We start from the raw sequence: 21,827 nt of genomic DNA, 5'->3' as shown, positions 1-21,827 counted from the left end.
CGGACGTCCGCTCACGGTTTACCCGGCAACAACAAAGATGACGTGAAGTCCTGGATCGATGAGACACAGCGAGCTGAACCCCGAGGCAGCTTGCCATTTGCGGCCATATGCGTCGCTGCTGCGATCGAGCTCGGATTCAGCTCTGTCACGATAGCTGCGAGACCAAGCTCCTTCGCTGCGGTAATGAGACTGCTGGCTCCGCCCACGAGCGCTGGTGTGCCGACCGCCGCGCATTTCAGGAGAACCCCGCTGGAACCTTCGTTGCTGTGAAGGATGTAGACCGCGTCGGCTACGGAGATCCAGGTATCAAATACCTGGTCGGAAACGTATCCCTCGATGAGGCGTATCTGCGGAGAGGGTTTAGTGTCGCAGATTTCCCGAACCCGTGCAGACGGCCTTCCGACAAGAAGGAGGACGGAATCCGGCGGGGGGGACCGTCGCCATGCCGATATAATGGCAGGAATGTTCTTCCGTTCGCTGAGATCCCCAATTACGAGAAAGACCCGATGCGAGGGCGGTATCATATTGGCAGACAGCCAGGTTTCCTTGTGTATCAGCTGCGGGCTGAGACATGTCGGGTCTGCAAGCCACCTTACTCCAGCTCGTTCAGCTATCGGGCTTAAGCCGGCTCGGGTTGCTTGGAGTCCAAAGCAGCGGATGTCGGGTGCTAGAACGCGCATGGTTGCGACGGCCAGCAACTTCGTCCAGAATCTGTAATCGAAACCATGGGTGGGGTTCAGACGCATGAGTACGAGGGCTCCGCGTGGCCGCTTGCCGGTTAGGATCTTCGCGGTTGCCGCGGCAAGCACGTGTACCAGGATTCTGTCGCCGTCGAGGATGATCAGGAAACCGTTGCTTCGGATCCACCACTTCAGGGCCGCTCGGCGACAGGAATTCTCCCCGGTAGCCGTCTGGATAAGAGCAGTGCATTCAGATAGATGAACCCGCCACTCCTCAGATCGAACAGCCTGATTCGTGGTGAAGAGCACGGCATATTTGTCACGGAATTCAGCCAGCAGTAGGCTCGCGTACCATAGTCGATGCCCTCCCCAGTTCGGCTCCATGATCGCAATCGGGTAGTTTTTCATCAACCGGCTCTTTATCCTGTGACGTTCAGAATTGATTCGCTGCTGTTATTCGGACCCGACGCTTCATTTTCGAAATCGTACTGAAAGGGCTACTGTAGCGACAGTCTGGACTATTTTGTCGACGACCGACTCGACTGTCGGGATATCCGAGATCGGTCTGGGGCGGGTTTGTGGATCGGTACGTCTCCTGTGCATCAGTGCCAGCGCGCTCTCCGCGTATTCGGCCGGCGTGGGGCCGAATACGAACAGCTCCCGCCCAGGTCGCAGATACGTGACCTCTGGTGCGTGGTATTTGTAGTCGGCTGATATCACGGGAAGACCCAGTGCGAGCGAATCAACCGCGACAAGCCCGATGCGACCGGGCATCCAGATTGCTTCGGCGACCGCCCCGTATCTGGCGAGGGTTTCCTGGTCGAAGCGCGGGATCCAGCGAACAGCTCCATGTTTTTCAGCGGCTCGTACATCGTCTTCCAGTTCGCCAGAGCCGCCGATAACCAGGAGAAACCTCGGCTCTCTTACTCGGGCGTGCTCGGCGGCGGCGAGGAGATAGTCGATTCTCTTGTCGGCATCCAGACCGCCGACATACAGGGCGACCACTCGATCGGAAAGATCAAGTTCGTGCAGGATGGATTCTCGGCGGGAGATGCTCTGGAGCGCCAGGCGTCTCAGCTTGCGACTGTCATTTGCATTGCCGACCGCGGTTACCCTCGTCGGGAGCAGGCCGGCTGATATCAGTTCTTCACGGCCGTCAGCGGTGTAGGTCATCACATGGCTGGCCTGGCGGGCCAGAAAAACCTCCAGCAAACGTCCCGTCCGCCTTTCGGGTGCTGTGTAGGACTTCCCATGGCCCCAGAGAACAATGGGGCACCGGGTGTTGCGAAGATACCAGTACCATGCGTTCAGATTTGCTGCTTCCAGCTCCATCACCACGACGTCGTGCCTCTTGGCCAGGCCGGCGACCGCGGGCCGGAACTTCAGTTCTATCCCACGAAATGTCCGGTTCCAGACTTCGGTTTGCGCGGCCCATTCGGCAGTTGCGGCGTCTGCACGGCGCAACTGGGCGCCCTTGGGAGTGCCGTGGACGACAAGAAGCTCACCGCCGTCGGTCGACAGACGCTCGTGCATGAGACTGAATAGAGGTACCCGGTATCGGGGAAGATATGGTTGGACCATCAGTACCCGCGGGGCCTGACGTCGGCTCATGGAGTTTTGCAAACCGGTACCCGTCTTCTCCTGGCATTTGTCCCGTCGATGTTCTGCGGCCGATCGTCGAGAGGCTGCCTGGTTGCTACGGTCCCGAGGGGAACGACTGTACCCGGAGGTATTGACGTACCTCGCAGGACGATGCAGTGGGCGGCGATCCAGGCGCCGGCGCCGACAGTGATCGGGCCGTTGTCGTACTCGAACGCGGGGTCATGACGGTTGTGACTGCCGGTGCAGAGGAAGGTGCCTTGACTGATGCACACGTCATTTTCGATGGTGATGGTCTCCAGGTTCAGCAGCCAGGCGTCCTCGCCGATCCAGCAGTCGTCTCCGATCGAGAGCTTCCACGGCCACAGCACCCGGACCCGATGCCGGATGAAGACCCGCTCGCCGACCCGGGCGCCGAAGGTCCGTAGCAGGACCGGCCGGAGAGCGGAAGGACACCACCATTTTCCGAACACGAGATTCTGCGTCGCAAACCACGCTGCCTGCCAGGCCTTGTTCCGTCCTTTGTCATAGCCGGCACCGGTGAAGTCACGCAGGCGGCGCTCGGCAGCACCGCTGGACATTACGCCGGTGGCCACAGCAGCGCTTCGTTCACCAGCGCGGTGACCCGCTCCATCGCGGCTGCCTGACCGAGGTACGCGTCCGCAAACGCCCGGCCGGCCGCAGCCATTCCTTCGCGCTGGCGCGCGTCCGCGGCGAGAATCGTGACGGATTCGGCCAGAGCGTGCGGAGCCCCGGGTTCCACCCGCATTGCGGCCCCGGCTGTGCGTTCCAGCTCCCGCGCGGTCGCTCCATCCGACCCGACGGCGGCCAGAACCGGGCGGCCAGCGCTCAGATAGGACGTCAGCTTGCTCGGTAGCGACATGTCACCGACACTTGCCCGCTCGTTGACCAGGAACAGATCGGCTGCCGCAAGCGCCTGAGGATAGAGCTGTTCAGTCAGCGGATCAACGAACCTGACGTTCGGCAGATCAGCGGCTTGCACCTCGAGCGCGGCGCGCTGGCTCCCGTCACCGAGGAGGATGAAGGAGATGTCGGATCGCGAGCGAAGCAGCCGAGCGGCACTGATGACGTTGCCGAGATCCTGCTTCAGCCCCATGTTGCCCGTGTGGAGGGCGATGACTCCGTCGTCGGACCAGCCCAGCTGCCGCCGGGCACCGGCCACGTCGTACGGGGCGGGGGTGATGTGGGCCCAGTTCGGCAGCACACGGATGCGATCCGCTGGGACGCCGTAGTCGCGAAGCGGCGGGATGAAGGCTTCGGACACCGGGGCAACCAGGGTCGAGCGACGCAACGCGTACCGCTCCAGCTTCGCCGTCATCCCGGAGACGGAGCCGCCGCCGGAGATGCCGCTCTGGCCCGCTGCCTTGGCCATCAGGTCCTGGACCACGGTGATGAGCGGCGCACCGAAGCGGGTGGCGACACACGCGCCCGCGACGGCTCCACCCAGGCTCGGGCTGACGGCAAGGACCAGATCAGGTGCCGGAGCCGGGCTGGTGAGCACATTCGCGAGGAAGGTCATCTCGTAACCGGCCCGAGTGAACACCGTCTGCCGCCCGGGAACGTAGTGCGCGTGGCGGACGACTCTCATCCGATCGGTGACCAGGTCGCGACGGCGCAGCCGTCCACGATACTGATCGGGGACCTGCCACGACGGGTAGTGCGGGAGCCCCGTCAACACGGTCACCGATCGAGCGATCCCGGCAAGGTGCTCGGCAAGGCCGGTCGTATACGGCGCAATACCTGTGGGCTCCGGCTGGTAATTGATTCCTATAACCAGAATCTGCGCGTCATGCACAGGCAATCGGCGCCGGGACGGCGGTCTGACCTGCCGGTCAGCCTCCACCAGCCCGACAGAGTGCTCTGAAAGAACGGTGCTCACGCTGCCCATCCCCAATGCCAGCACGGGATATATCGTGGTCAGGCACACTTCAAAGCGATTGTGCCTGCTTTCTGTAAGCTCTTTGTACCGACTCTTTGTACCGACTCTTTGTACCGAAGAACTTTCCCCCGTGGCGGACACAGGGCCGGTCCGATGGTACTTCGATCGCATCGACCGACATCCACCGGACCGGCCCTGAGCGACGCGGTGAGGAAATCGGTGATTGTCAACTATGTTACTGACGGTAGTGAAGTGATCTCGGCATGTCAAGCAAGCTGCCGGTACGGCCGCGGTGGTCGTCCTGTGGTCCCGATCTTTCGTGGCTGTCGAATCGGCGGCGGAAACGCTGTGGTTTGTCATGCTTCCGGATCACCGTCGGAACGCAGCTACTCATCGCGCCTGTGGGAACTCGATGGTGCATTTTTCCCGAGAGCCGCTCAACGGTCGATACGGACCAAGCGGCCCGACAGTTCGTCCTCAAGCCGGCGAACATCGGCGTCGACCATTATTCCGACCAGTTCGGTGAATCCGACCTCCGGCTTCCACCCGAGGATTCTCCGAATCTTGGTGGCGTCGCCGATCAGGTCGTCGACCTCGGACGGCCTCGTGTACCGCGGATCGAAGCGGACATGCTCCATCCAGTCCAGGTCGGCATGCCTGAAGGCCGCCTCGCAGAAGTCCCGAACGGTGTGGGTCTCGCCCGTCGCGACCACGTAATCGTCCGGGGCATCGGCCTGAAGCATCCGCCACATCGCCTCGACGTACTCCGGGGCGTAACCCCAGTCCCGGGCTGCATCCAGATTGCCCAGGTAGAGCCCTTCCTGTAGGCCGGCCTGGATGCGGGCGACCGCACGGCTGATCTTGCGGGTCACGAACGTCTCACCGCGACGTGGGCTCTCGTGGTTGAACAGGATGCCGTTGACCGCATAGAGGCCGTACGCCTCGCGGACGTTCACCGCGGACCAGTAGGCGTACACTTTCGCGCAGCCGTACGGGCTGCGCGGGTGGAACGGGGTCTCCTCGTTCTGCGGTGGCGGTGTCGAGCCGAACATCTCCGACGAGGACGCCTGGTAGAAGCGGGTGTCGAGCTCCGCGGCGCGCGCCGCTTCCAGTAGCCGCAGTGCCCCGAGCCCGGTGATGTCACCGGTGTAGAGGGGGGTGTCGAACGAGACCCGCACGTGGCTCTGCGCGCTCAGATTGTAGATCTCGTCCGGCTGGATGGCCCGGAGGAGTTTCACCAGGCCGACACCGTCGGCAAGGTCCGCATGATGCAGGAACAATTTGCGTTCAGGCTCCTGCGGATCCTCGTACAGATGGTCTATCCGATCCGTGTTGAAGCTTGAGGAACGGCGGACCAACCCGTGTACCGTGTAACCCTTATCCATCAACAATTCGGACAGATACGAGCCGTCCTGGCCCGTCACGCCGGTAACAAGCGCAATCTTGCCCATAGTCTCCTGCTCGTTTTGAGATGGTTGACCAACCTGGCCGGTCCGCCGCCGTATTGCCTGGATCGTCCCGCTTGACCGAGATCTCAACGGATCCGAACTCGTCGATCAAGATCAGTTAGATTCAGCGGCTCACATTGAGTCAGACGATCCCCGGTTTTATGGAAGTTCGGGCGACAGGCTGCTCGGGAGTTTACGCGGCTGCGCAGACAATATCGCCTCAGGGTGGGCTCGGGGTGTGCGTGTCGCCGGACGGCTCTGGCAGAAGGTGGGCGTCGTCTTTCCGGAGGAGTTGCAGCGCCGGTATCCTACCGACAGCGGTCCCCTCCTCGACCCGGTTTCTCGGCGGACGCCCGACTTCTATCAGAAGGCAGAAGTCACGCGGGGGACGGCCACCACTGATTTTTACTGCCGGTGGGACGAGATCGTTCTATGTCTGCGATTTTCGAGATGTGTCAGGATTGGACGTATGGTGGAAATGGCGACGCCCGGGCTGGCACCCGGCGCACGGATTTATGTGGCAGGGCATCGAGGGCTGGTCGGTAGCGCGATCACCCGACACCTGGCTTCGCGTGGTTTCGAGGTACTGACCCGGACGCATGCCGAGCTGGATCTCACCGATGCCGACGCCACGACCGAGTTCTTCGCCGATACCCGACCCGACCACGTGGTGGTCGCGGCGGCGCGAGTCGGCGGGATCATGGCGAATTCCACGGCGCCGGTCGACTTTCTGGAGGATAATCTGCGTATTCAGCTCAATGTCATTTCCTGCGCCTACCGGGTGGGGGTGCAGCGCCTGCTGTTCCTCGGCTCAAGCTGCATCTACCCGAAGCTCGCCCCGCAGCCGATCACTGAGGATGCGTTGCTCACCGGGCCGCTCGAACCCACCAACGAGGCCTACGCGATCGCGAAGATCGCTGGAATCACCCAGATTCAGGCTTACCGTCGCCAGTACGGTGCTTCGTTCGTCTCGGCGATGCCGACGAATGTCTACGGCCCCGCTGACAACTTCGACCTGGAAACGTCTCACGTCCTGCCGGCGCTGATCCGCCGTTGCCACGAAGCGAAGGTGAGCGACGCCCCCGAGGTGGTGCTGTGGGGCACCGGGACCCCACGGCGGGAATTCATCCACGCCCACGACCTTGCCCGCGCGTGTCTGACGATCCTGTCGTCCTACGACGATCCCGCGCCCATCAATGTCGGCACCGGTGTGGACCAGACAATTCGTGAGATCGCCGAACTCATTGCTGACGTCATCGGCTATAGCGGACGATTGCGGTTCGACAGTACCAAGCCTGACGGGACGCCGCGCAAGCTCTTGGACGTCAGCCGCTTGCACGCGCTTGGCTGGCAGCCCGAAGTACCGCTTCGTGACGGCATTCAGGCCACCTACGAGTGGTGGTTGGAACACTCCGGCACGCCGATCGTCGCCGGGCCACGAAGAGCTCACCGGTCAACGTTGACTCGGTGACATGCCCCTGCAGGCCGACGCACGCGTTCGGGTGTGCCTGACGGGGACCGTTCCCGCGGACCCGGAACGTTCCCGCGGACGGGAGGGATCCGCTCGTCCGCGGGAACGACGGTGCGGCGGCGTCAGTACGCTCCGTCACGGCGGAGGACGGCGAAGGCGGTGCGCCACAGGATGATGAAGTCCATGGCCAACGACCAGTTCTCGACATAGCGCAGGTCAAGACGGATCGACTCGTCCCATTCCAGGTCGGATCGGCCGGAGATCTGCCACAGGCCGGTCAGCCCTGGCTTGACCATCAGCCGGCGGTGTACGTCGTCCTCGTATCGGGCGACTTCGCTGGGTAGCGGCGGCCGGGGGCCGACCAGCGACATGGTGCCGTTCAGCACATTGAACAGTTGCGGCAGTTCGTCCAGCGACCATTTCCGCAGGAACCTGCCGACCGTGGTGATACGCGGGTCGTCGCGCATCTTGAACAGCAGCCCACCGCCTTCGTTGTGCGCGCGCAGCTGGTCCAAGCGGGCCTCGGCGTCGACGTACATCGAACGGAACTTGTACATCGTGAACGGCGTGCCGCCCCGGCCGACCCGGGTCTGGGTGAAGATCGCCGGACCCCGGCTGGTCAGCCGCACCACCAAGCCCACCCCCACCAGCACCGGCGAGAACAACGCGACGACGCACAGCGCCACGCTCCGGTCGAACAGCGCCTTCACCGCCTGTCGCGCGCCGGTGAGCTCGGGTTCTTCGACGTGCAGCAGCGGCAGCCCGGCCACCGGCCGGATCGTGATCCGAGGACCGGTCACGTCCGTCAGCGCGGACGACACCAGCACGTCGACGTCCGAGCCCTCCAACGTCCGTAGAATCCGCTTCAGGGTCTCGGTGTCGATCTGCGGGCAGATTGCCACCGTGGTGGCGGCCGTGGCCGCAATGGCCGTGGGCAGCAGCTCCGACGTTCCGAGGATCGGCACTCCCAGCAGATCGAACCCGCTTCGGTCGAGCCGGTCGTGGCTGTGTCGTCCCGGTGATCGGTCCAATATCACGCCCACCACCGACCAGCCCGCGGTCGGGTCCCGCTGTGCCGTCCGGATGAGGGTGGTGGCGGATTCCCCGGCTCCGACGACCAGGACCCGGTGCAGGCAGCGGCCTTGGTGCCGCATCCGGTGCAGGAGAGCGCGGCCGGCCGAGCGGCCCGTCACGGACAGCAGCGTTGCCGTCGGGAACGCGATCAACATGTATGCGCGTGCCACCTCGCCCTTGGTCGCATAGGACGTGACCGCCACCAGCGCGGTCAGCCGCGCCGCGGCGTTGACGACCCGCCGGAACTCCTCCGAGCCTCCGCCCAGGAACCGGCGCTCGTAGGCCCGGCTCAGCGACATCGACAGCACCCAGGCCAGCGGCAGCAGGACAGTCATGAGGAGGTACCGTGCCGACGACTCCGATCGTTGATCGGCCTCGGTCAGATCCCCGAAGCGCAGCAGGTAGGCCGCTCCCGCGGCGGCCAGGCAGGCCGCCGCGTCGAAGGCGACCAGTAGCCGGACGTAGGAGCGTTCCCACCCGACCTGCGCCCGGTAGCCGCCGGACACCTCGAAACCGACAGGCCGTGGAAGGTTGACGTCGACGTCGACCGCTGCGAGGCGCTCGAAGTCGCCCCCAGGATCGATCAGCCCGGTGTGCGTGGCACTGAAGATCGTGCCCGTCATCGCCGTACCCCCGCGACCGCGATATGGTGGGATTGCCTGCGCCCGGGTGAACCGGTCGCCGTTGTCACGATGCCTGCCGTTTGCCTGACGGCACATCCCTCATGGACCACTGAGCTCCCCGAGTCCGTCCCACCGCCGGCTGCATGAACCGTCTCGTGCAGCCAGGAGCGCGCGTAGAAGATCGTTACTCTCTGTGTATAGAAAACTCTAGCGGCCGGCCTCATATGACTTTAAGTAATATGGCGATCGCCGCATGTCGTCCCGGTGGCAGGCTGCGGATCGCCGACCGAGAGCGCCCGGCAATAGGGACGCCTGGGTCGACGACCGACATCCTCGTCGAGGACACTCGTGCAAGTATTCTCCCTGTTGTCTCACAGGCTTCTTTTTCGAGGCAGCCGGTAACGAATTAACAGCTTTTACAAAGCCCACCCGGTGGTCTTTGTAAGAGGCCACGCTGTGGGCTTTGTAAGAGGCCACGCTGTGGGTTTTCGGCGCCTGTTCGCGGCGTACATGGAGCGGATGTGCAGGAACTGGCTGGTAGTAGGCATCGAAGATGATCGGCGGCGGCTGAAGTGCTGCATATCGGGGAAGACCAACCCGTTACCCTCGGACGGGTCACGCTGAACAATCAGGATGCTCGGAATTCGGGGGAATCGATGCTGGGCAAGAGCACGGGATGCGCTGGTAGTGAGCTCATCGCGACATCATCAGCACAATGATTGCTATATTCATGCCGGCGAACAGGGCGCGGCACCGGAAGCTCCACTCGGCTGTGTCGGCGGAGGGCTCGTCAGCCCTGTCCGGCTGGACTGACCGGATTCACCGGGCTGTTCGACCTATCGGTGCCGCTGCCGCTGCCGGCTCCGGTGCCGGGCAGGGCGCGCCGGTGACCTCGGTGCCCGTCGGAGCAATCATGGCCGGGCTACTAATATGGATCATGTCACGCCGCGAGGCCGCCACATGGATTGTTGACCTGCTGTGGCTGTCGATCATTTTTACGATCGCTCGGACGGTACTGCGGACGCGTGCGCGTCGGGCGGGACATGCCGACGGTGAGTTCACGCGGATCGACGACCTGACAGGGTTGACCAACCGGCGTGGGTTTCTGGAGGAGGCCGCACGTCTGCTCACCACCGTGCCGGAGCGTCCGACGGTGGGCGCTGAAGACGGCGGCCCACCGCCTGGGCGTCGGGTGTCGGGGCCGGCCGCCGCGTTGATGGTGATCGATATTGATCGTTTCGGCGAGATCAACGGTGGCCTCGGTCACGAGTACGGCGACCGCCTGCTGGTCGCGGTGAGCCGGCGGATCAGCGCGGTCGGACAACCCGGCGACATACTGGCGCGGATCGGCGGCGACGAGTTCGCGGTGCTGGTGGGCGGGATCGACGCCGACCGGGCACAGGCGGTCGTCGACGACGCGGCGGTCCGGGTCCGCGACGCGCTGGGCATACCGTTCGTACTGGCCGGTATGCGGGCGCCGCTCGAGGTGAAGATCGGCATCGCCTTAGCTCCTGATCATGGCCGGGATGTCGGCGAGTTGCTCGGCAACGCCGCACTGGCTCTGCGAGAGGCGAAGAAGTCACATGCCGGCCACCGCGTGTACGACCCGGGCCTGGTCCGGCCCAGCCCGGCCCGGTTGCGGCTGCGGACCGAGCTGCGCACGGGACTGCGAGGTGGGCAGATCGAGCTGCGCTACCAGCCCAAGGCCGATCTGCGTTCCGGCCGCGTCACCGGCATGGAGGCGTTGGTGCGGTGGCGGCATCCTGTTGACGGCGTCCGCTCACCCGACCTTTTTCTCCCCGACATGGAGGCTGCGGGGCTGATGCCGGCGCTGACCACGCTCGTACTTCAGACCGCGCTGGAGGAGTGCGCACGCTGGCGTGCCGGCGGGGCGCAGCTGTCGGTTTCGGTGAACGTTCCGGCATCGGTGATCGTTGATTCCGGCTTCGCGTTCGAGGTGCGCGATGCCCTGGGGAAGGCGGGCGTGCCGCCCACTGCGCTGTGCGTGGAGATCACTGAGGATTCCCTGATGACGAGGCGTGAACATGCTCAGCGCACGCTCGGCCGACTGCGGGCGCAGGGCGTCCGGGTCAGTCTCGACGACTATGGCAGCGGCTACTGCTCGCTGGCCTACCTGCGCGACCTTCCGGCCGATGAGCTCAAGCTCGACCGGGCCTTCCTACGCGAGGTCGAACGGGATTCCGCCGCCGCGGAGATCGTCCGTTCGACCATTGCCCTGGCGCACACGCTCCGGCTGCGGATGGTCGCCGAAGGTGTCGAGACGGTCAGTCTTTGGGCGCTGTTGGTGACCTGGGGATGCGACGAGGCGCAAGGCTACTTCCTCTCCCGGCCTCTGCGTGGCGACCAGGTTCTCCCCTGGTTGGGCCAATGGGCCAGCCGTGCCGGGCTATCTCCGTCCATGATCACTATGGGTGTCGGTGGGCCGGCGGGGGTCAGGCACCCGGCTGCGCGGCACGCGTCAGCAGTTCCAGCGGCTGCGCCAGGGCTGCGCTGATCTGGTCGGCGCAGGAGCGGAACGCCTCGATCGGCGCTCCGATCGGATCGGCGATGTCGTCGTCGCTGGGATGCTGGGGCGCCGGGGTCTGGCCCCGGCGCCCCAGCGCGACGGCGATCAGTTTGTCACCACGTTCCCGCACCGAGCGCACCGAGCGCACCGAGCGCACCGAGCCACCGTCACCGGCGGAGACATTCCCGGGACCAATGGCTGGGATGACGTCGGCTGGGATGATGTCGGCGAGGGCGATGCCAGCGGTCAGCCGGGCGAACTCCCGCAGCGTGAAGGTACGGCGCACAGCTTTCGGCGCCATCGTCACGACGGCACGCCGATGTTCGCGCGTTGCGCACAGCACCAGGTCGGCGTCGCTGACCATGTCGGCGTCCAAGCGGCGAGCGGCGAATCCCCGCGGGTCCAGACCGCGTTGGGTCAGGACCGTCGCGGCGTCGCGGTGCATGGGCCGGCCGTCCCAGGCGTGCGTTCCGGCGCTGTCGACGGTGACCGACCCCGACGCGATCGCCGGAGCGCTCCGCAATGCCGCGACGGCAAGATACTGCGCCATCGGGGACCGACACAGGTTGCCGGTACAAACCACCAGCACATGCCATGGCCACGTCATCATCGGGACTGTCCGCGCAGCATGATCGGACATCGTCACACCACCGGGGTACGGGGAGCAGGGTCAGGTGTCCTCTCGCCCCCGATGCTGTCCGGATATGAAGATCGTTTATTCACGGTGTCATCCGCCGCTCCTCATGTCCCGCTCGTGGATGCCGTCGAGATAGTTGCAGTGAGTATGCGATAACTTACTACCGGTGCGGGTCTGTGGTTCTGTGACACCTGCGTGTCACCACAAGCCCGGGGCGACCGGGGGATCGATCTCCGGGTCGCCGTGAGTGAGGCTGGGCCGTTTCCGCGACGCCACGCCCCTGTTGCCAGTCGCCATTAACTGAAGGTGATATTTTGAGTGCTGTAGGTTATGTTTCGACGCGGGCGTGTACGCGTCGGCCGGGCGCTCTACGAGGGGCAGGTGGCATGCGGGTCGTCGTCGCAACGGACTGCCGGTTGCACCGATCGCCCGACGGCAGTATCCGGTCGGGCACACCCGCTGACGCCTATTCCATGTGGTCCCGGTACCTCGACGCCTTCGATTCCGTCACGGTGCTCGCCAGGGTGGCGGCGCCGGCGCAGGCGAACTGGTCGCGCGGCCCGAGCCATGGCGACGCCGAGATAACCGAGGGCAACATGGGGACCCAGCGCGCCGATGGTCCAGGGGTCACCGTCCACCCGCTCGCCGACTATCGCGGCGCGCGAGGCTATCTGTGCGCCCTGCCCTCATTGCGCCGCGCCATCGGACGGGTATGCCGCGACGCTGGTGCGGCGTCGTCCGGCACCTGTTACATCGCCAGAATGCCGAGCCTGGTCGGTACCGCACTGGTCGCCGCGTTGCGGGTGCGCGGTATCCCGTACGCGCTGGAGGTCGTCGGTGACCCGGTGAACATGGCCCGGCAGCTGCTCGGCGGGTGGGCCGCCGGACCGGCTCGGCGCCAGTTCGCCCGCCAACGCATGGATGCGGCCGCGGTCAGCTATGTTACGATCCAGGTACTGCAGCGTGACTACCCGCCACCGCCCGATGCGTTCACGGCATCCTACTCGACGGTCCGGCTGCACGAGAGCGACTACAGCACCGAGCCTCGCGGGCAGCTCGCCCGGCCGCCGGCGCCGGCCCGGCTGTTGGCGATCGGTTCCCAGGAGCACAACCACAAGGGCCATGACGTGCTTCTGGACGCGGTGGCCCGCCTCGCGCGACACGGCGGCGGCATCACCGTGACGATTGTCGGCACCGGTCGCGGCCACGATGTTCTGGTGGCCAGGGCACGGGATCTCGGCATCGCCGACGTCGTGACCTTCGTGACCGTGCTTGACCGGCCCGGGATACGCGCGGCGCTCGACGATGCAGACCTGTTCGTCTTGCCCTCCCGCACCGAAGGACTACCGCGTGTGCTGCTGGAAGCCGCGGCCCGCGGTGTTCCCGCGATCGCCTCGAGCGTCGGCGGCACAGTGGAACTGCTCGCTGGTGCGGATCTGGTGTGTCCGGGACACCCGGCCCAGCTCGCCGCCCGCATCGAGGAGGTGCTTGTCTCGCCTGGGCGTCTTGTTGCGATGTCTGTCCGTAACAGAAAAACGGCGGAGAGATATCGTGCCCGACTCCTCCAGGAACGCGCCCGGCTCTTCTACGTCGAGTTCGCCCGTCGGGTGACCGAGTCCGGGTTCTCGCCGCCCGGGTCACCGCAACCCGGGTCACCGCAACCCGGGTCGCGACTGTGAGCGTTGGAGCGCCACGGACGGTGCTGCACGTGGTCGGCTCCATGGACCGGGGTGGCGCGCTGCTTCGTACCGTCGAACTGATGCGCAGGCTCGATCCGGACGAGTTCCGGTTGGTGTTCTGCGCCCTGGCCGGCGAACCGGGACCCCTTGATGACGAGATCCGCTCGCTCGGGGGAGATGTGTACCACTGCCGACCCGGCCCAACCTTCCCGCTGATCTTCACCCGGCTGATGCGCCGGCTGCGGCCCTCGGTCGTGCATGTGTCTGTGGCGACATCCTCGGGGACTGTGCTGGCACTCGCCAGGGTGGCCGGCGTGCCGCGGCGCGTCGCCTACTTCCATACCGGTGAGGATCGGCGACGCACCGGTCCGGCAGGGGAACGCCTGGCGCGCGCGGTCGACCGAGGTCTCATCAACGCCGGCGCGACCGACCTGGTGGCGGTGTGCGAGGCCGCCATGCGGGGGCTCTGGCGTTCGCAATGGCGGGTCGACCCGCGTTGTCGGGTGATCTATGACGGGTTGGCGGTCGAGCCGTTCGGCGTTGCCATCGCAGCCCGGCGGCGTGCGCTGGAGACCGCGCCGGTGGGCGCGGTGGACCCGATCACCCTGGTACACGTCGGCCGGCCCGGGATGAACGAGAACCGGGTACGCGCCGTCGAGGTTCTTGCGGCGCTACGGACCCGTGGGGTCGACGCCCGCCTGCAGATCATCGGACGCCACGAGGCCGTCGAGACCACGCAGCTGCTCAGTCTCGCCGCCCGACGCGATGTCCGTGACCGTGTCGCGCTGCTCGGGGAGCGTGACGACATTCCCCGACTGCTGGTCGCGGCGTCATTGTTGCTGCTCACATCCCAGCACGAGAGTCTGCCGGACGCTGTGCTGGAAGCATGCGCGGTGGGCACCCCGGTGCTGTCCTGCGATCTGGCCGGTGTCGGGGAGATTTCTCGACTCCTACCGGGGATCACCATGCTGCCGCTGTCGGCAGCGGAGGAGATCTGGGCCGACAGTGCGCGGGCGCTGACCAGCGTGCCGCTCTCCCTGGATGACCGACGGGCCGCGTTGCGGCACTTCGTTCGCTCACCGTTCACAATGGAGAACTGGCAACGGGAACTGACGGCCGTCTGGTCCGAGCGGGTTGCCGCGGCTCTTCCGGCGAGGTGAGAAAATACCTGAGCGTGTATCGGCGGGTCGGGCGCACGAATGTCCCGTGGGGGTCGGCCGGCCGTTGTTCATTGTTCGGGTGAATCTTCACCGGCAGGGTCGCCGGGTCGGTCTGGTATGCTGACACGGCCTTTACCCCGCCCCCGTTCTTCGGCTTTTCCGCATTCTTCGCTCGTTGCCGAGGTGCGGCGGCACAAGTTGTTACGACCGGGGGCTGTCGTCGTAACTCGTGCCGCCGCACCAGCTGGAAGGCACCGACGGCCCCACCCCGGTGGGGTGAGTGGGGACGGAGGCGGGGACCGCCGGTACCTGTTCAACCCTCGGTGGCCAGGGCACGGTAAGCCAGCCACCGAGGAGCTTATGTATTCTCCGGTCGAACCGAGGGCGGCGCGAAAAGGGCCAATATCGCGCCGTCCTCGGCCGGCCGGAGACGGGAAGAACGACTTCACATCCAGCCCCCTTCCGCATGTTTTCCAGCGGCGGTTGGTTGCTGAACTGTTTGGCAGCTTAGGGCGCGTCAAGCCCAGGCGTCTACTCCCAGTTGGGCGACATCCGTCTCATCGGAATGTGGTTGGTCCGCTGATCGGGGAACTCCGAGGTTACCGCGACGCGCCGCATACGAGCACCGCGATCCGCCGTCGCCAGAGCCATCCGTGCGTGAACTCCCGGTCCATTCCGACGTATCTGTTTTCTTTCGGCACCGGTCCGGTGAAATCCCGTTCAGGACGGTATCGCCGCGGACGGATTCCGCCCCGGCAGGAATACCGGCTGGTCCCGTGCCCGTGCCCGTGCCCGTGCCCGTGCCCGTGCCCGTGCCCGTGCCCGTGCGGCTCCCGCAGTCGGGGTCGGCGAACCCGTCGCGTCGCAGCCGTCGCCCGGCGCCACGGACCGGCGCCACGGACCGCACATTTGCATTCTCGAAGCGATCGGTGTAATGAGCAGGTTGGAGCGTCGACCGAGCCTGTGACTCGCACCGATCAGGCGGGCACCGGTCCGGTCCGACCCGGGCGGCGCTGTGGTCCGGTTCGACCCGGGCGGACCACCCGGGGCCGGCGCTGATGTCGGCGGCGGAGCTGCCGGTGTCCGGGCCGCCGATGTTGATTCGTCGAAAATAGTCACGCTGTGTAGATATGGATCTTTTCTGTGGTGGGGCCGCGGGCGGGGTCGGTCCGAGGGTGGATCAAGTCCGTCGGTAACCCACCAAAACCGGAAAAAGAGCCAGGCAAGCAGGTCCTGGACACGCCGGGCGCCGATCTGTGAGGAGACCAACAGCGATCCGCCTGGATACCGGCCGATGATGTCCAAAGTCGTTAGGCTCACTGCGACAACGGAAAGCACGCGACGTAGAGGGGTTCCCTGACGTGGTTACCCGAGTGGGTGTCAACGGCTTCGGCCGTATCGGCCGCAACTTCTGGCGGGCTCTTGCGGCGAGTAAGCGTAACGACGTACAGATCGTTGCGGTCAATGATCTCACTGACAACAAGACCCTTGCTCATCTGCTGAAGTACGACACGACGCTGGGTACGCTGGCGGAGTCGGTCAGTGTCGGCGATGGTGGGATCAAGGTCGGCGACAGTTTTATCAAGGTGCTCTCGGAGCGTGATCCGGCTGCGCTTCCGTGGGGCGATCTCGGGGTCGATGTGGTTGTCGAGTCCACCGGTCGGTTCACCTCGGCCGACGACGCCCGCAAGCATGTCCAGGCGGGTGCGAAGAAGGTCATCATCTCTGCCCCGGCCAAGGGCGAGGACCTCACTGTCGTCATCGGCGTGAACGATGACGTGTACGACCCGGCCAAGCACACGATCCTGTCGAACGCATCATGCACGACCAACTGTGTCGCGCCGCTGGCCAAGGTCCTCGAGGACGCCTTCGGTATCGAGCGCGGCCTGATGACGACTGTGCACGCCTACACCAACGACCAGGTCATCCTCGACTTCCCCCACTCGGACCTGCGCCGTGCCCGCGCCGCCGCGCAGAACATCATCCCGACGACGACCGGCGCGGCCAAGGCGACCGCCCTCGTCCTGCCGCAGCTCAAGGGTAAGTTGGACGGTCTGGCCATGCGGGTACCGGTCCTGGACGGTTCGGTGACGGACCTGGTCGCGACCCTCAAGCGCGAGGTCACGATCGAGGAGGTCAACGCCGCGTACCGCGCGGCCGCGGACGGCGCGCTCAAGGGCATCCTCGTCTACACCGAGGATCCGATCGTCTCCTCCGACATCGTCGGCACGTCGCCGTCGTGCACCTTCGACTCGCTGCTCACGATGGTCAGCGGTAACCAGGTGAAGGTCATCGGTTGGTACGACAACGAGTGGGGCTACTCCAACCGCCTGGTGGATCTCACCGCTCTCGTCGGCGGACGCCTGTAACGGCCGCAGCACGATCATGAATCATCCGCGGTCGTTGTCCGCATGCCGATCCGGGGGGTCCGGGTGGGCTGACGTGGGACGTTGGAGAACTCCCGCGCGTTTTCTGGAAACTCTGGAGCAAACGGCGTGAGAATGATTGACGATCTACCGGTCGACGGACGCCGGGTTCTCGTCCGCAGCGACCTGAACGTTCCGCTGGACCGTTCAGGCGACGCGCCCCGCATCACCGATGACGGGCGGGTGCGCGCGAGTGTCCCCACGATCCGGGCGCTGCTGGACCGGGGCGCCCGGGTGGTCGTCTGTTCCCACCTGGGGCGGCCCAAGGGCGTGCCGGACCCGGCGTACTCGCTCGCCCCGGTTGCCGGGCGGCTCGCGCAGCTGCTCGGGCGGCCGGTCGCGTTCGCCGGTGACAGCGGGGGTGCCGGCGGTGACATTGCCGGGCCCTATGCTCAGAAGATCGTCTCTGAACTCGGCGACGGTGAGGTCGCGCTCCTGGAAAACCTGCGTTTCCATCCCGGTGAGACCAGTAAGGACCCGGCGGTACGTGCCGCGTTCGCCGACCAGCTCGCAGGCCTGGCCGAGTTCTACGTCGGCGACGCCTTCGGTGCCGTCCACCGGGCGCACGCCAGCGTCGTGGACGTACCCACAAGGCTTCCGCACGCCCCCGGTGCGCTGGTGCACACCGAGCTGGCGGTGCTGGCGAGCCTGGCCGGTTCCCCGGCCCGGCCCTACGTGGTCGTCCTGGGCGGGTCGAAGGTCAGCGACAAGCTCGCGGTGATCCGGGCGCTGCTGCCGAAAGTCGACGCTCTGCTGGTCGGCGGCGGGATGTGTTTCACTTTCCTTGCCGCGCAGGGACACGGGGTCGGTGGCTCGCTGCTGGAAGCAAGCATGATCGATACCTGTAAGGAGCTGCTGGGCGAGGGTGGGGCCCGGATCGTGCTGCCCACCGACGTGGTGGTGGCGCAGGAAGTCTCGGCCGACGCGGTCACCGCGGTGGTCCCGGCCGATGCCATTCCCGACGCCGGCAAGGGCCTCGACATCGGCCCGGCGTCGGTGGCCCTGTTCGCCGATCGGCTGCGCGGTGCCCGCACCGTGTTCTGGAACGGTCCGATGGGTGTGTTCGAGCTCCCGCCGTTCGCGGCCGGTACCCGGGGTGTGGCCGAGGCCATCGCCGGCGTTGACGGCCTGACCGTCGTCGGCGGCGGAGATTCGGCCGCCGCTGTGCGTGCTCTTGGTATTCCCGAGGACGCTTTCGGTCATATTTCCACCGGGGGTGGTGCCAGCCTCGAATATCTGGAGGGCACGGTCCTACCCGGTCTTGCAGCGTTGGAGGCGTGATGGCAACCGACAAGCGGGCCGGCGACAGAAAGAAGCCGCGCGGTAGCGGGCGGCGTACCCTGGTCGCGGGTAACTGGAAGATGAACCTCAACCACCTCGAGGCGATAGCGCTCGTCCAGAAGGTGGCTTTTGATCTGAAGCCGGCTGAGTTGGACAATGCCGAGGTCGTCGTTCTGCCTCCGTTCACCGATCTGCGCAGCGTTCAAACCCTCATCGACGGCGACAAGTTGGCCATCGGTTACGGCGCGCAGGACCTCTCCCCGCACAGCTCGGGTGCCCACACCGGCGACATCAGCGGTTCGATGCTCGCCCGGCTGGGCTGCGGCTATGTGGTAGTCGGTCACTCCGAACGCCGCGCCGACCACCACGAGGACGATGCGTTGGTGGCGGCCAAGGCGCGGGCCGCCTACAGCCACGGGATCACCCCGATCCTGTGCGTGGGCGAGCCCGAAGCGGTGCGGGTCGCGGGTGACCACGTCACCCATGTTCTCGACCAGCTCGACGGTTCGCTCGACGGGATCACCCCGGAGCAGGCCCACACGCTGGTGGTCGCCTATGAACCGGTATGGGCGATCGGTACCGGGCGGACCGCATCCGCCCAGGACGCACAGGACATGTGCGTCGCGATCCGGGGCCGGCTCGCCAAGCATTTCGGCGCGGCGACCGCAGCCGTCGTCCGGATCCTCTACGGCGGGTCGGTGAAGGCGTCGAGCGCGCCTGAGTTGTTCACCCAGCCCGACGTGGACGGCGGTCTCGTCGGCGGTGCGAGTCTGGATGCGACGGAGTTCGCGGCGATCGTCCGCAGCGCCCCGCCGAGCTAGGAGGCCGCTGAACAACGGCGTTCGATCCGCCTGACCGCCTGACCGCCTGACCGCCTGATCAGTTGACCAGTTGGCCGGGTGACGACCCGACGAGTCGGCGATCGGCACGACCGGTGCGGCAGGTGGTCTGATCCGGGTGTGCTTGGGTGGCTCCGGTGGCGGGATGCGGTCCCGCCGGGAAGGGGCTCAGCTCAGACCATGCCACGCAAGCATGCGATCACCCGGATCGGCACCGCCGTGGCGGTCCTCGGCCTTGTTGCGGTCGCCTGTACGGGCGCGGGCCACCATGGGCAGGACTCGTCCGACCCGCCGGGTCCACCCGCCGCGGTCAGTACCCGGATCATCGCACCCTCGGATCGGACCGGCGGGACGCTGCGTGTGGTGACGGCCGCCGACTGTGATTCCTGGGACCCTCAGCGGACGTCGGCCATCCACTGCTGGAACCAGCAACGCTGGCTCTTCCGGCAGCTGGTGACCTACACGGCGAGCGCCGGCGTCGCCAAACTGGCGGGGGACCTCGCCACCGAGGTGCCCGCGTCCAAGGACCTGCGCACATGGACCTACACCATCCGCGAGGGGCTGACCTTCGAGGACGGCACGCCGATCACCTCCAGGGACATCAAGTACGGGATCGAGCGGGTGTTCGCCACCGATGTGATCACTGGTGGTCCCGGTGAGGTGACGGCGCTGCTCGCGGACGGCGACACCCCCTATCCAGGGCCTTACCGGGATCCGACTCCCGACCGGCTCGGTCTCACCTCGGTCCAGACGCCCGATGACCGGACCATCACGTTCCGGCTGAACCGACCCTTCGCGGACTGGAACCTCGTCATGGCCTCGCCGGTCTCAACCCCGGTGCCGCGTGCCCATGACACCGGCGCCGGGTACGGAGCGCGTCCGGTCGCCTCCGGGCCATACAAGATCGAAAACTATCGGCCGGGTGAGTCGCTCACCCTCGTGCGCAACCCGTACTGGAGCCCGAAGTTCGACCCGAACCGGTCTGCCCATCCCGACCGCATCGTGGAGCGGATGGGGCTTTCCGCCGCTGACATCGACAACCGTATCCTCACCGATCAAGCCGATGTCTCCGGCGACCAGGCCGGGGTGGGGGCGCAGGCCGCAGCCCGGATCGTCGCCAACCCGAGCCTGCGCGCGGACCGCACCGTCGCGGCGCCCACCGGCATCCTGCGCTATCTGGCAGTGTTGACCAAGGTTGCGCCGTTCGACGACATCCATTGCCGCAGTGCTGTTGCGTGGGCGCTTGACAAACAGGCCCAGCAGGCGGCTCGGGGTGGTCCGATCACCGGCGGGGAGATCGCCACAACGTTGCTCACGCCGCCTGTGCGGTACTACTCCTGGTTCGACCTCTTCCCGAGTCCAGGCGCCGAGGGCAACGTTTCCAGGGCCAGGGAGGAACTCGCGGCCTGCGGCCGGCCCGCCGGCTTTGCCACGACGCTCGTCACCGGCTCGGCGCCACTGGACGTCGCCCAGGCGGAGGCGGTCCGAACCTCGCTGGCCCGGGTCGGTATCGCTGTCACGGTCAGCGTTGTGGATGATCCGCGATATGCCGCCGCGGTGATCGGGATCCCCGATCGTATGCACGCCATGAAATACGGTCTCGCGCTGGCGGCCCGGCGAGGTTATCGGGCGACGCCGTATGCCTTTCTCGCCCCGCTCGCCGATGGACGCCGGATCAGCCCCCAGAACAACGTCAACATCGCCGAGCTGGATCAGCTCGCGGTCGATGCGGACCTGGACCGCGGCATCCGGACGGCGGACGGGGATGATGCGGCCGGCGTCTGGACGGCGTTGGATCGAGCGGTCGTGGCGTCTGGCGCCTACATCCCGTTGCTCTACGACCAGGCGCTCAACGTCTACAGTGATCGACTCGCCAACATCCACTACTCGTCGGCATATATGATGGTGGATCTCGCCTCGCTCGGTGTCGTCCCGTAGCGAACGGATGTCCAGACGGTTATCGCCGCAGGGTGGCGCGCCGTTCCTGCGACCGGAACGCCGTGATGTAACTTGGCACGATTGTTGTACCCCTCCACAGTAGGTGTGATCATGGTTCTTCTCGCGCCTCCGGAGGCTTCATGTGACAACTGGACGACGGCGCGGGAGCAGGTCTAAGAGATGACTGTTGGGCTGTCCATTGCCCTGATCATCACGAGTGTGCTGCTGGTGCTGCTCGTGTTGCTACACCGGGCCAAGGGGGGCGGGCTGTCGACGTTGTTCGGCGGTGGCGTGTCCTCCTCGCTCGGGGGTTCTTCGGTCGTGGAGAAGAACCTCGATCGGCTGACGATCGCCGTCGCGCTGATCTGGATCACGTCCATCATCGGCCTGGGTCTCCTTCTCAAGGAGTGAGCGGCCGCGGACAGACACGAACGCCGGCCGCTGGGCTCCTGGCCTGCCTGGCTGTACTTCTCGGGGTTGCCGCTGCATGCGGCGGTGGTGATCCCGCTCCGGGGCCGGGGCCGGGGCCGGGGCCGGTCAGGCCG

General features: G+C 65.9%; 16 protein-coding genes. 9 read left to right on the top strand and 7 right to left on the bottom strand.

Going from position 1 to position 21,827, the window contains the following annotated elements:
- Window positions 1-11: 11 nt before the first annotated feature.
- The 5 genes from U9978_RS02080 to gmd form a co-directional block, all read right to left on the bottom strand.
- The gene (locus U9978_RS02080) at window positions 12-1,088 is read right to left on the bottom strand and encodes a glycosyltransferase (protein WP_322759311.1); all 1,077 of its coding nucleotides are present in this window, start codon (window positions 1,086-1,088) and stop codon (window positions 12-14) included.
- 63 nt (window positions 1,089-1,151) lie between these two features.
- Window positions 1,152-2,213 carry a glycosyltransferase gene (locus U9978_RS02075; protein WP_322759310.1) on the bottom strand — a complete coding sequence of 354 codons (1,062 nt, stop codon included), beginning with the start codon at window positions 2,211-2,213 and terminating at the stop codon, window positions 1,152-1,154.
- A 74-nt stretch (window positions 2,214-2,287) separates the two neighbouring features.
- Window positions 2,288-2,860 (bottom strand): putative colanic acid biosynthesis acetyltransferase, encoded by a 573-nt coding sequence (locus U9978_RS02070; protein ID WP_416210826.1) that lies wholly within the window; start codon window positions 2,858-2,860, stop codon window positions 2,288-2,290.
- Window positions 2,860-4,179 (bottom strand): glycosyltransferase, encoded by a 1,320-nt coding sequence (locus U9978_RS02065; protein ID WP_322759308.1) that lies wholly within the window; start codon window positions 4,177-4,179, stop codon window positions 2,860-2,862. Before U9978_RS02065 ends, U9978_RS02070 begins: the two co-directional genes overlap by 1 nt.
- Before the next feature lie 437 nt (window positions 4,180-4,616).
- A complete protein-coding gene (gene gmd, locus U9978_RS02060) occupies window positions 4,617-5,630 on the bottom strand; it encodes a GDP-mannose 4,6-dehydratase (protein ID WP_322759307.1) in 1,014 nt (337 codons plus the stop codon).
- Window positions 5,631-6,096: 466 nt separating this feature from the next.
- Here gmd and U9978_RS02055 point away from each other — a divergent pair, with 466 nt between their 5' ends.
- On the top strand, window positions 6,097-7,098 hold the full coding sequence (locus tag U9978_RS02055) for a GDP-L-fucose synthase (protein WP_322759306.1): 1,002 nt from the start codon (window positions 6,097-6,099) through the stop codon (window positions 7,096-7,098).
- Between the two features lie 122 nt (window positions 7,099-7,220).
- Here the strand turns inward: U9978_RS02055 and U9978_RS02050 are convergent, their stop codons facing one another.
- Window positions 7,221-8,795: a sugar transferase gene (locus U9978_RS02050; RefSeq protein WP_322759305.1), complete on the bottom strand. Its 1,575-nt coding sequence runs from the start codon at window positions 8,793-8,795 to the stop codon at window positions 7,221-7,223.
- A gap of 895 nt (window positions 8,796-9,690) precedes the next feature.
- Here U9978_RS02050 and U9978_RS02045 point away from each other — a divergent pair.
- Window positions 9,691-11,310 carry a bifunctional diguanylate cyclase/phosphodiesterase gene (locus U9978_RS02045; RefSeq protein ID WP_322759304.1) on the top strand — a complete coding sequence of 540 codons (1,620 nt, stop codon included), beginning with the start codon at window positions 9,691-9,693 and terminating at the stop codon, window positions 11,308-11,310.
- Here the strand turns inward: U9978_RS02045 and U9978_RS02040 are convergent.
- Window positions 11,249-11,929 (bottom strand): protein tyrosine phosphatase, encoded by a 681-nt coding sequence (locus U9978_RS02040; RefSeq protein ID WP_322759427.1) that lies wholly within the window; start codon window positions 11,927-11,929, stop codon window positions 11,249-11,251. The genes U9978_RS02045 and U9978_RS02040 overlap by 62 nt on opposite strands.
- Window positions 11,930-12,345: 416 nt before the next feature.
- Between U9978_RS02040 and U9978_RS02035 the strand changes: the two genes are divergently transcribed.
- From U9978_RS02035 to secG, 7 genes are all read left to right on the top strand, one after another.
- Window positions 12,346-13,638 carry a glycosyltransferase family 4 protein gene (locus U9978_RS02035; protein ID WP_322759303.1) on the top strand — a complete coding sequence of 431 codons (1,293 nt, stop codon included), beginning with the start codon at window positions 12,346-12,348 and terminating at the stop codon, window positions 13,636-13,638.
- Window positions 13,635-14,798 carry a glycosyltransferase gene (locus U9978_RS02030; RefSeq protein ID WP_322759302.1) on the top strand — a complete coding sequence of 388 codons (1,164 nt, stop codon included), beginning with the start codon at window positions 13,635-13,637 and terminating at the stop codon, window positions 14,796-14,798. The genes U9978_RS02035 and U9978_RS02030 overlap by 4 nt, the downstream gene beginning before the upstream one ends.
- 1,361 nt (window positions 14,799-16,159) lie before the next feature.
- Window positions 16,160-17,167 carry a type I glyceraldehyde-3-phosphate dehydrogenase gene (gene gap / locus U9978_RS02025; RefSeq protein WP_322751531.1) on the top strand — a complete coding sequence of 336 codons (1,008 nt, stop codon included), beginning with the start codon at window positions 16,160-16,162 and terminating at the stop codon, window positions 17,165-17,167.
- Window positions 17,168-17,293: 126 nt separating this feature from the next.
- Window positions 17,294-18,505 (top strand): phosphoglycerate kinase, encoded by a 1,212-nt coding sequence (locus U9978_RS02020; RefSeq protein WP_322759301.1) that lies wholly within the window; start codon window positions 17,294-17,296, stop codon window positions 18,503-18,505.
- Window positions 18,505-19,326 carry a triose-phosphate isomerase gene (gene tpiA, locus U9978_RS02015; protein ID WP_322759300.1) on the top strand — a complete coding sequence of 274 codons (822 nt, stop codon included), beginning with the start codon at window positions 18,505-18,507 and terminating at the stop codon, window positions 19,324-19,326. The genes U9978_RS02020 and tpiA overlap by 1 nt, the downstream gene beginning before the upstream one ends.
- A 198-nt stretch (window positions 19,327-19,524) precedes the next feature.
- On the top strand, window positions 19,525-21,282 hold the full coding sequence (locus U9978_RS02010; RefSeq protein ID WP_322759299.1) for an ABC transporter substrate-binding protein: 1,758 nt from the start codon (window positions 19,525-19,527) through the stop codon (window positions 21,280-21,282).
- 180 nt (window positions 21,283-21,462) lie between these two features.
- Window positions 21,463-21,693 (top strand): preprotein translocase subunit SecG, encoded by a 231-nt coding sequence (secG, locus tag U9978_RS02005; RefSeq protein WP_239308507.1) that lies wholly within the window; start codon window positions 21,463-21,465, stop codon window positions 21,691-21,693.
- Window positions 21,694-21,827 lie beyond the last annotated feature (134 nt).

Origin of the sequence: Protofrankia sp. Cr2 (assembly GCF_963555885.1) — a bacterium.
In the GTDB taxonomy this organism is placed as follows: Bacteria; Actinomycetota; Actinomycetes; order Frankiales; family Frankiaceae; genus Protofrankia.
The sequence above is the reverse complement of the archived record's forward strand: the minus strand, read 5'-3'. Positions and strand labels throughout refer to the sequence as shown.

Excerpts from the sequence above, each read along its gene's own strand:
- U9978_RS02080 (WP_322759311.1), bottom strand. The coding sequence starts at position 1,088 with ATGAAAAACTACCCGATTGCGATCATGGAGCCGAACTGGGGAGGGCAT.
- U9978_RS02075 (WP_322759310.1), bottom strand. The coding sequence starts at position 2,213 with ATGCACGAGCGTCTGTCGACCGACGGCGGTGAGCTTCTTGTCGTCCAC.
- U9978_RS02070 (WP_416210826.1), bottom strand. The coding sequence starts at position 2,860 with ATGTCCAGCGGTGCTGCCGAGCGCCGCCTGCGTGACTTCACCGGTGCC.
- gmd (WP_322759307.1), bottom strand. The coding sequence starts at position 5,630 with ATGGGCAAGATTGCGCTTGTTACCGGCGTGACGGGCCAGGACGGCTCG.
- U9978_RS02055 (WP_322759306.1), top strand. The coding sequence starts at position 6,097 with ATGGTGGAAATGGCGACGCCCGGGCTGGCACCCGGCGCACGGATTTAT.
- U9978_RS02050 (WP_322759305.1), bottom strand. The coding sequence starts at position 8,795 with ATGACGGGCACGATCTTCAGTGCCACGCACACCGGGCTGATCGATCCT.
- U9978_RS02040 (WP_322759427.1), bottom strand. The coding sequence starts at position 11,929 with ATGACGTGGCCATGGCATGTGCTGGTGGTTTGTACCGGCAACCTGTGT.
- U9978_RS02035 (WP_322759303.1), top strand. The coding sequence starts at position 12,346 with ATGCGGGTCGTCGTCGCAACGGACTGCCGGTTGCACCGATCGCCCGAC.
- tpiA (WP_322759300.1), top strand. The coding sequence starts at position 18,505 with ATGGCAACCGACAAGCGGGCCGGCGACAGAAAGAAGCCGCGCGGTAGC.
- U9978_RS02010 (WP_322759299.1), top strand. The coding sequence starts at position 19,525 with ATGCCACGCAAGCATGCGATCACCCGGATCGGCACCGCCGTGGCGGTC.
- secG (WP_239308507.1), top strand. The coding sequence starts at position 21,463 with ATGACTGTTGGGCTGTCCATTGCCCTGATCATCACGAGTGTGCTGCTG.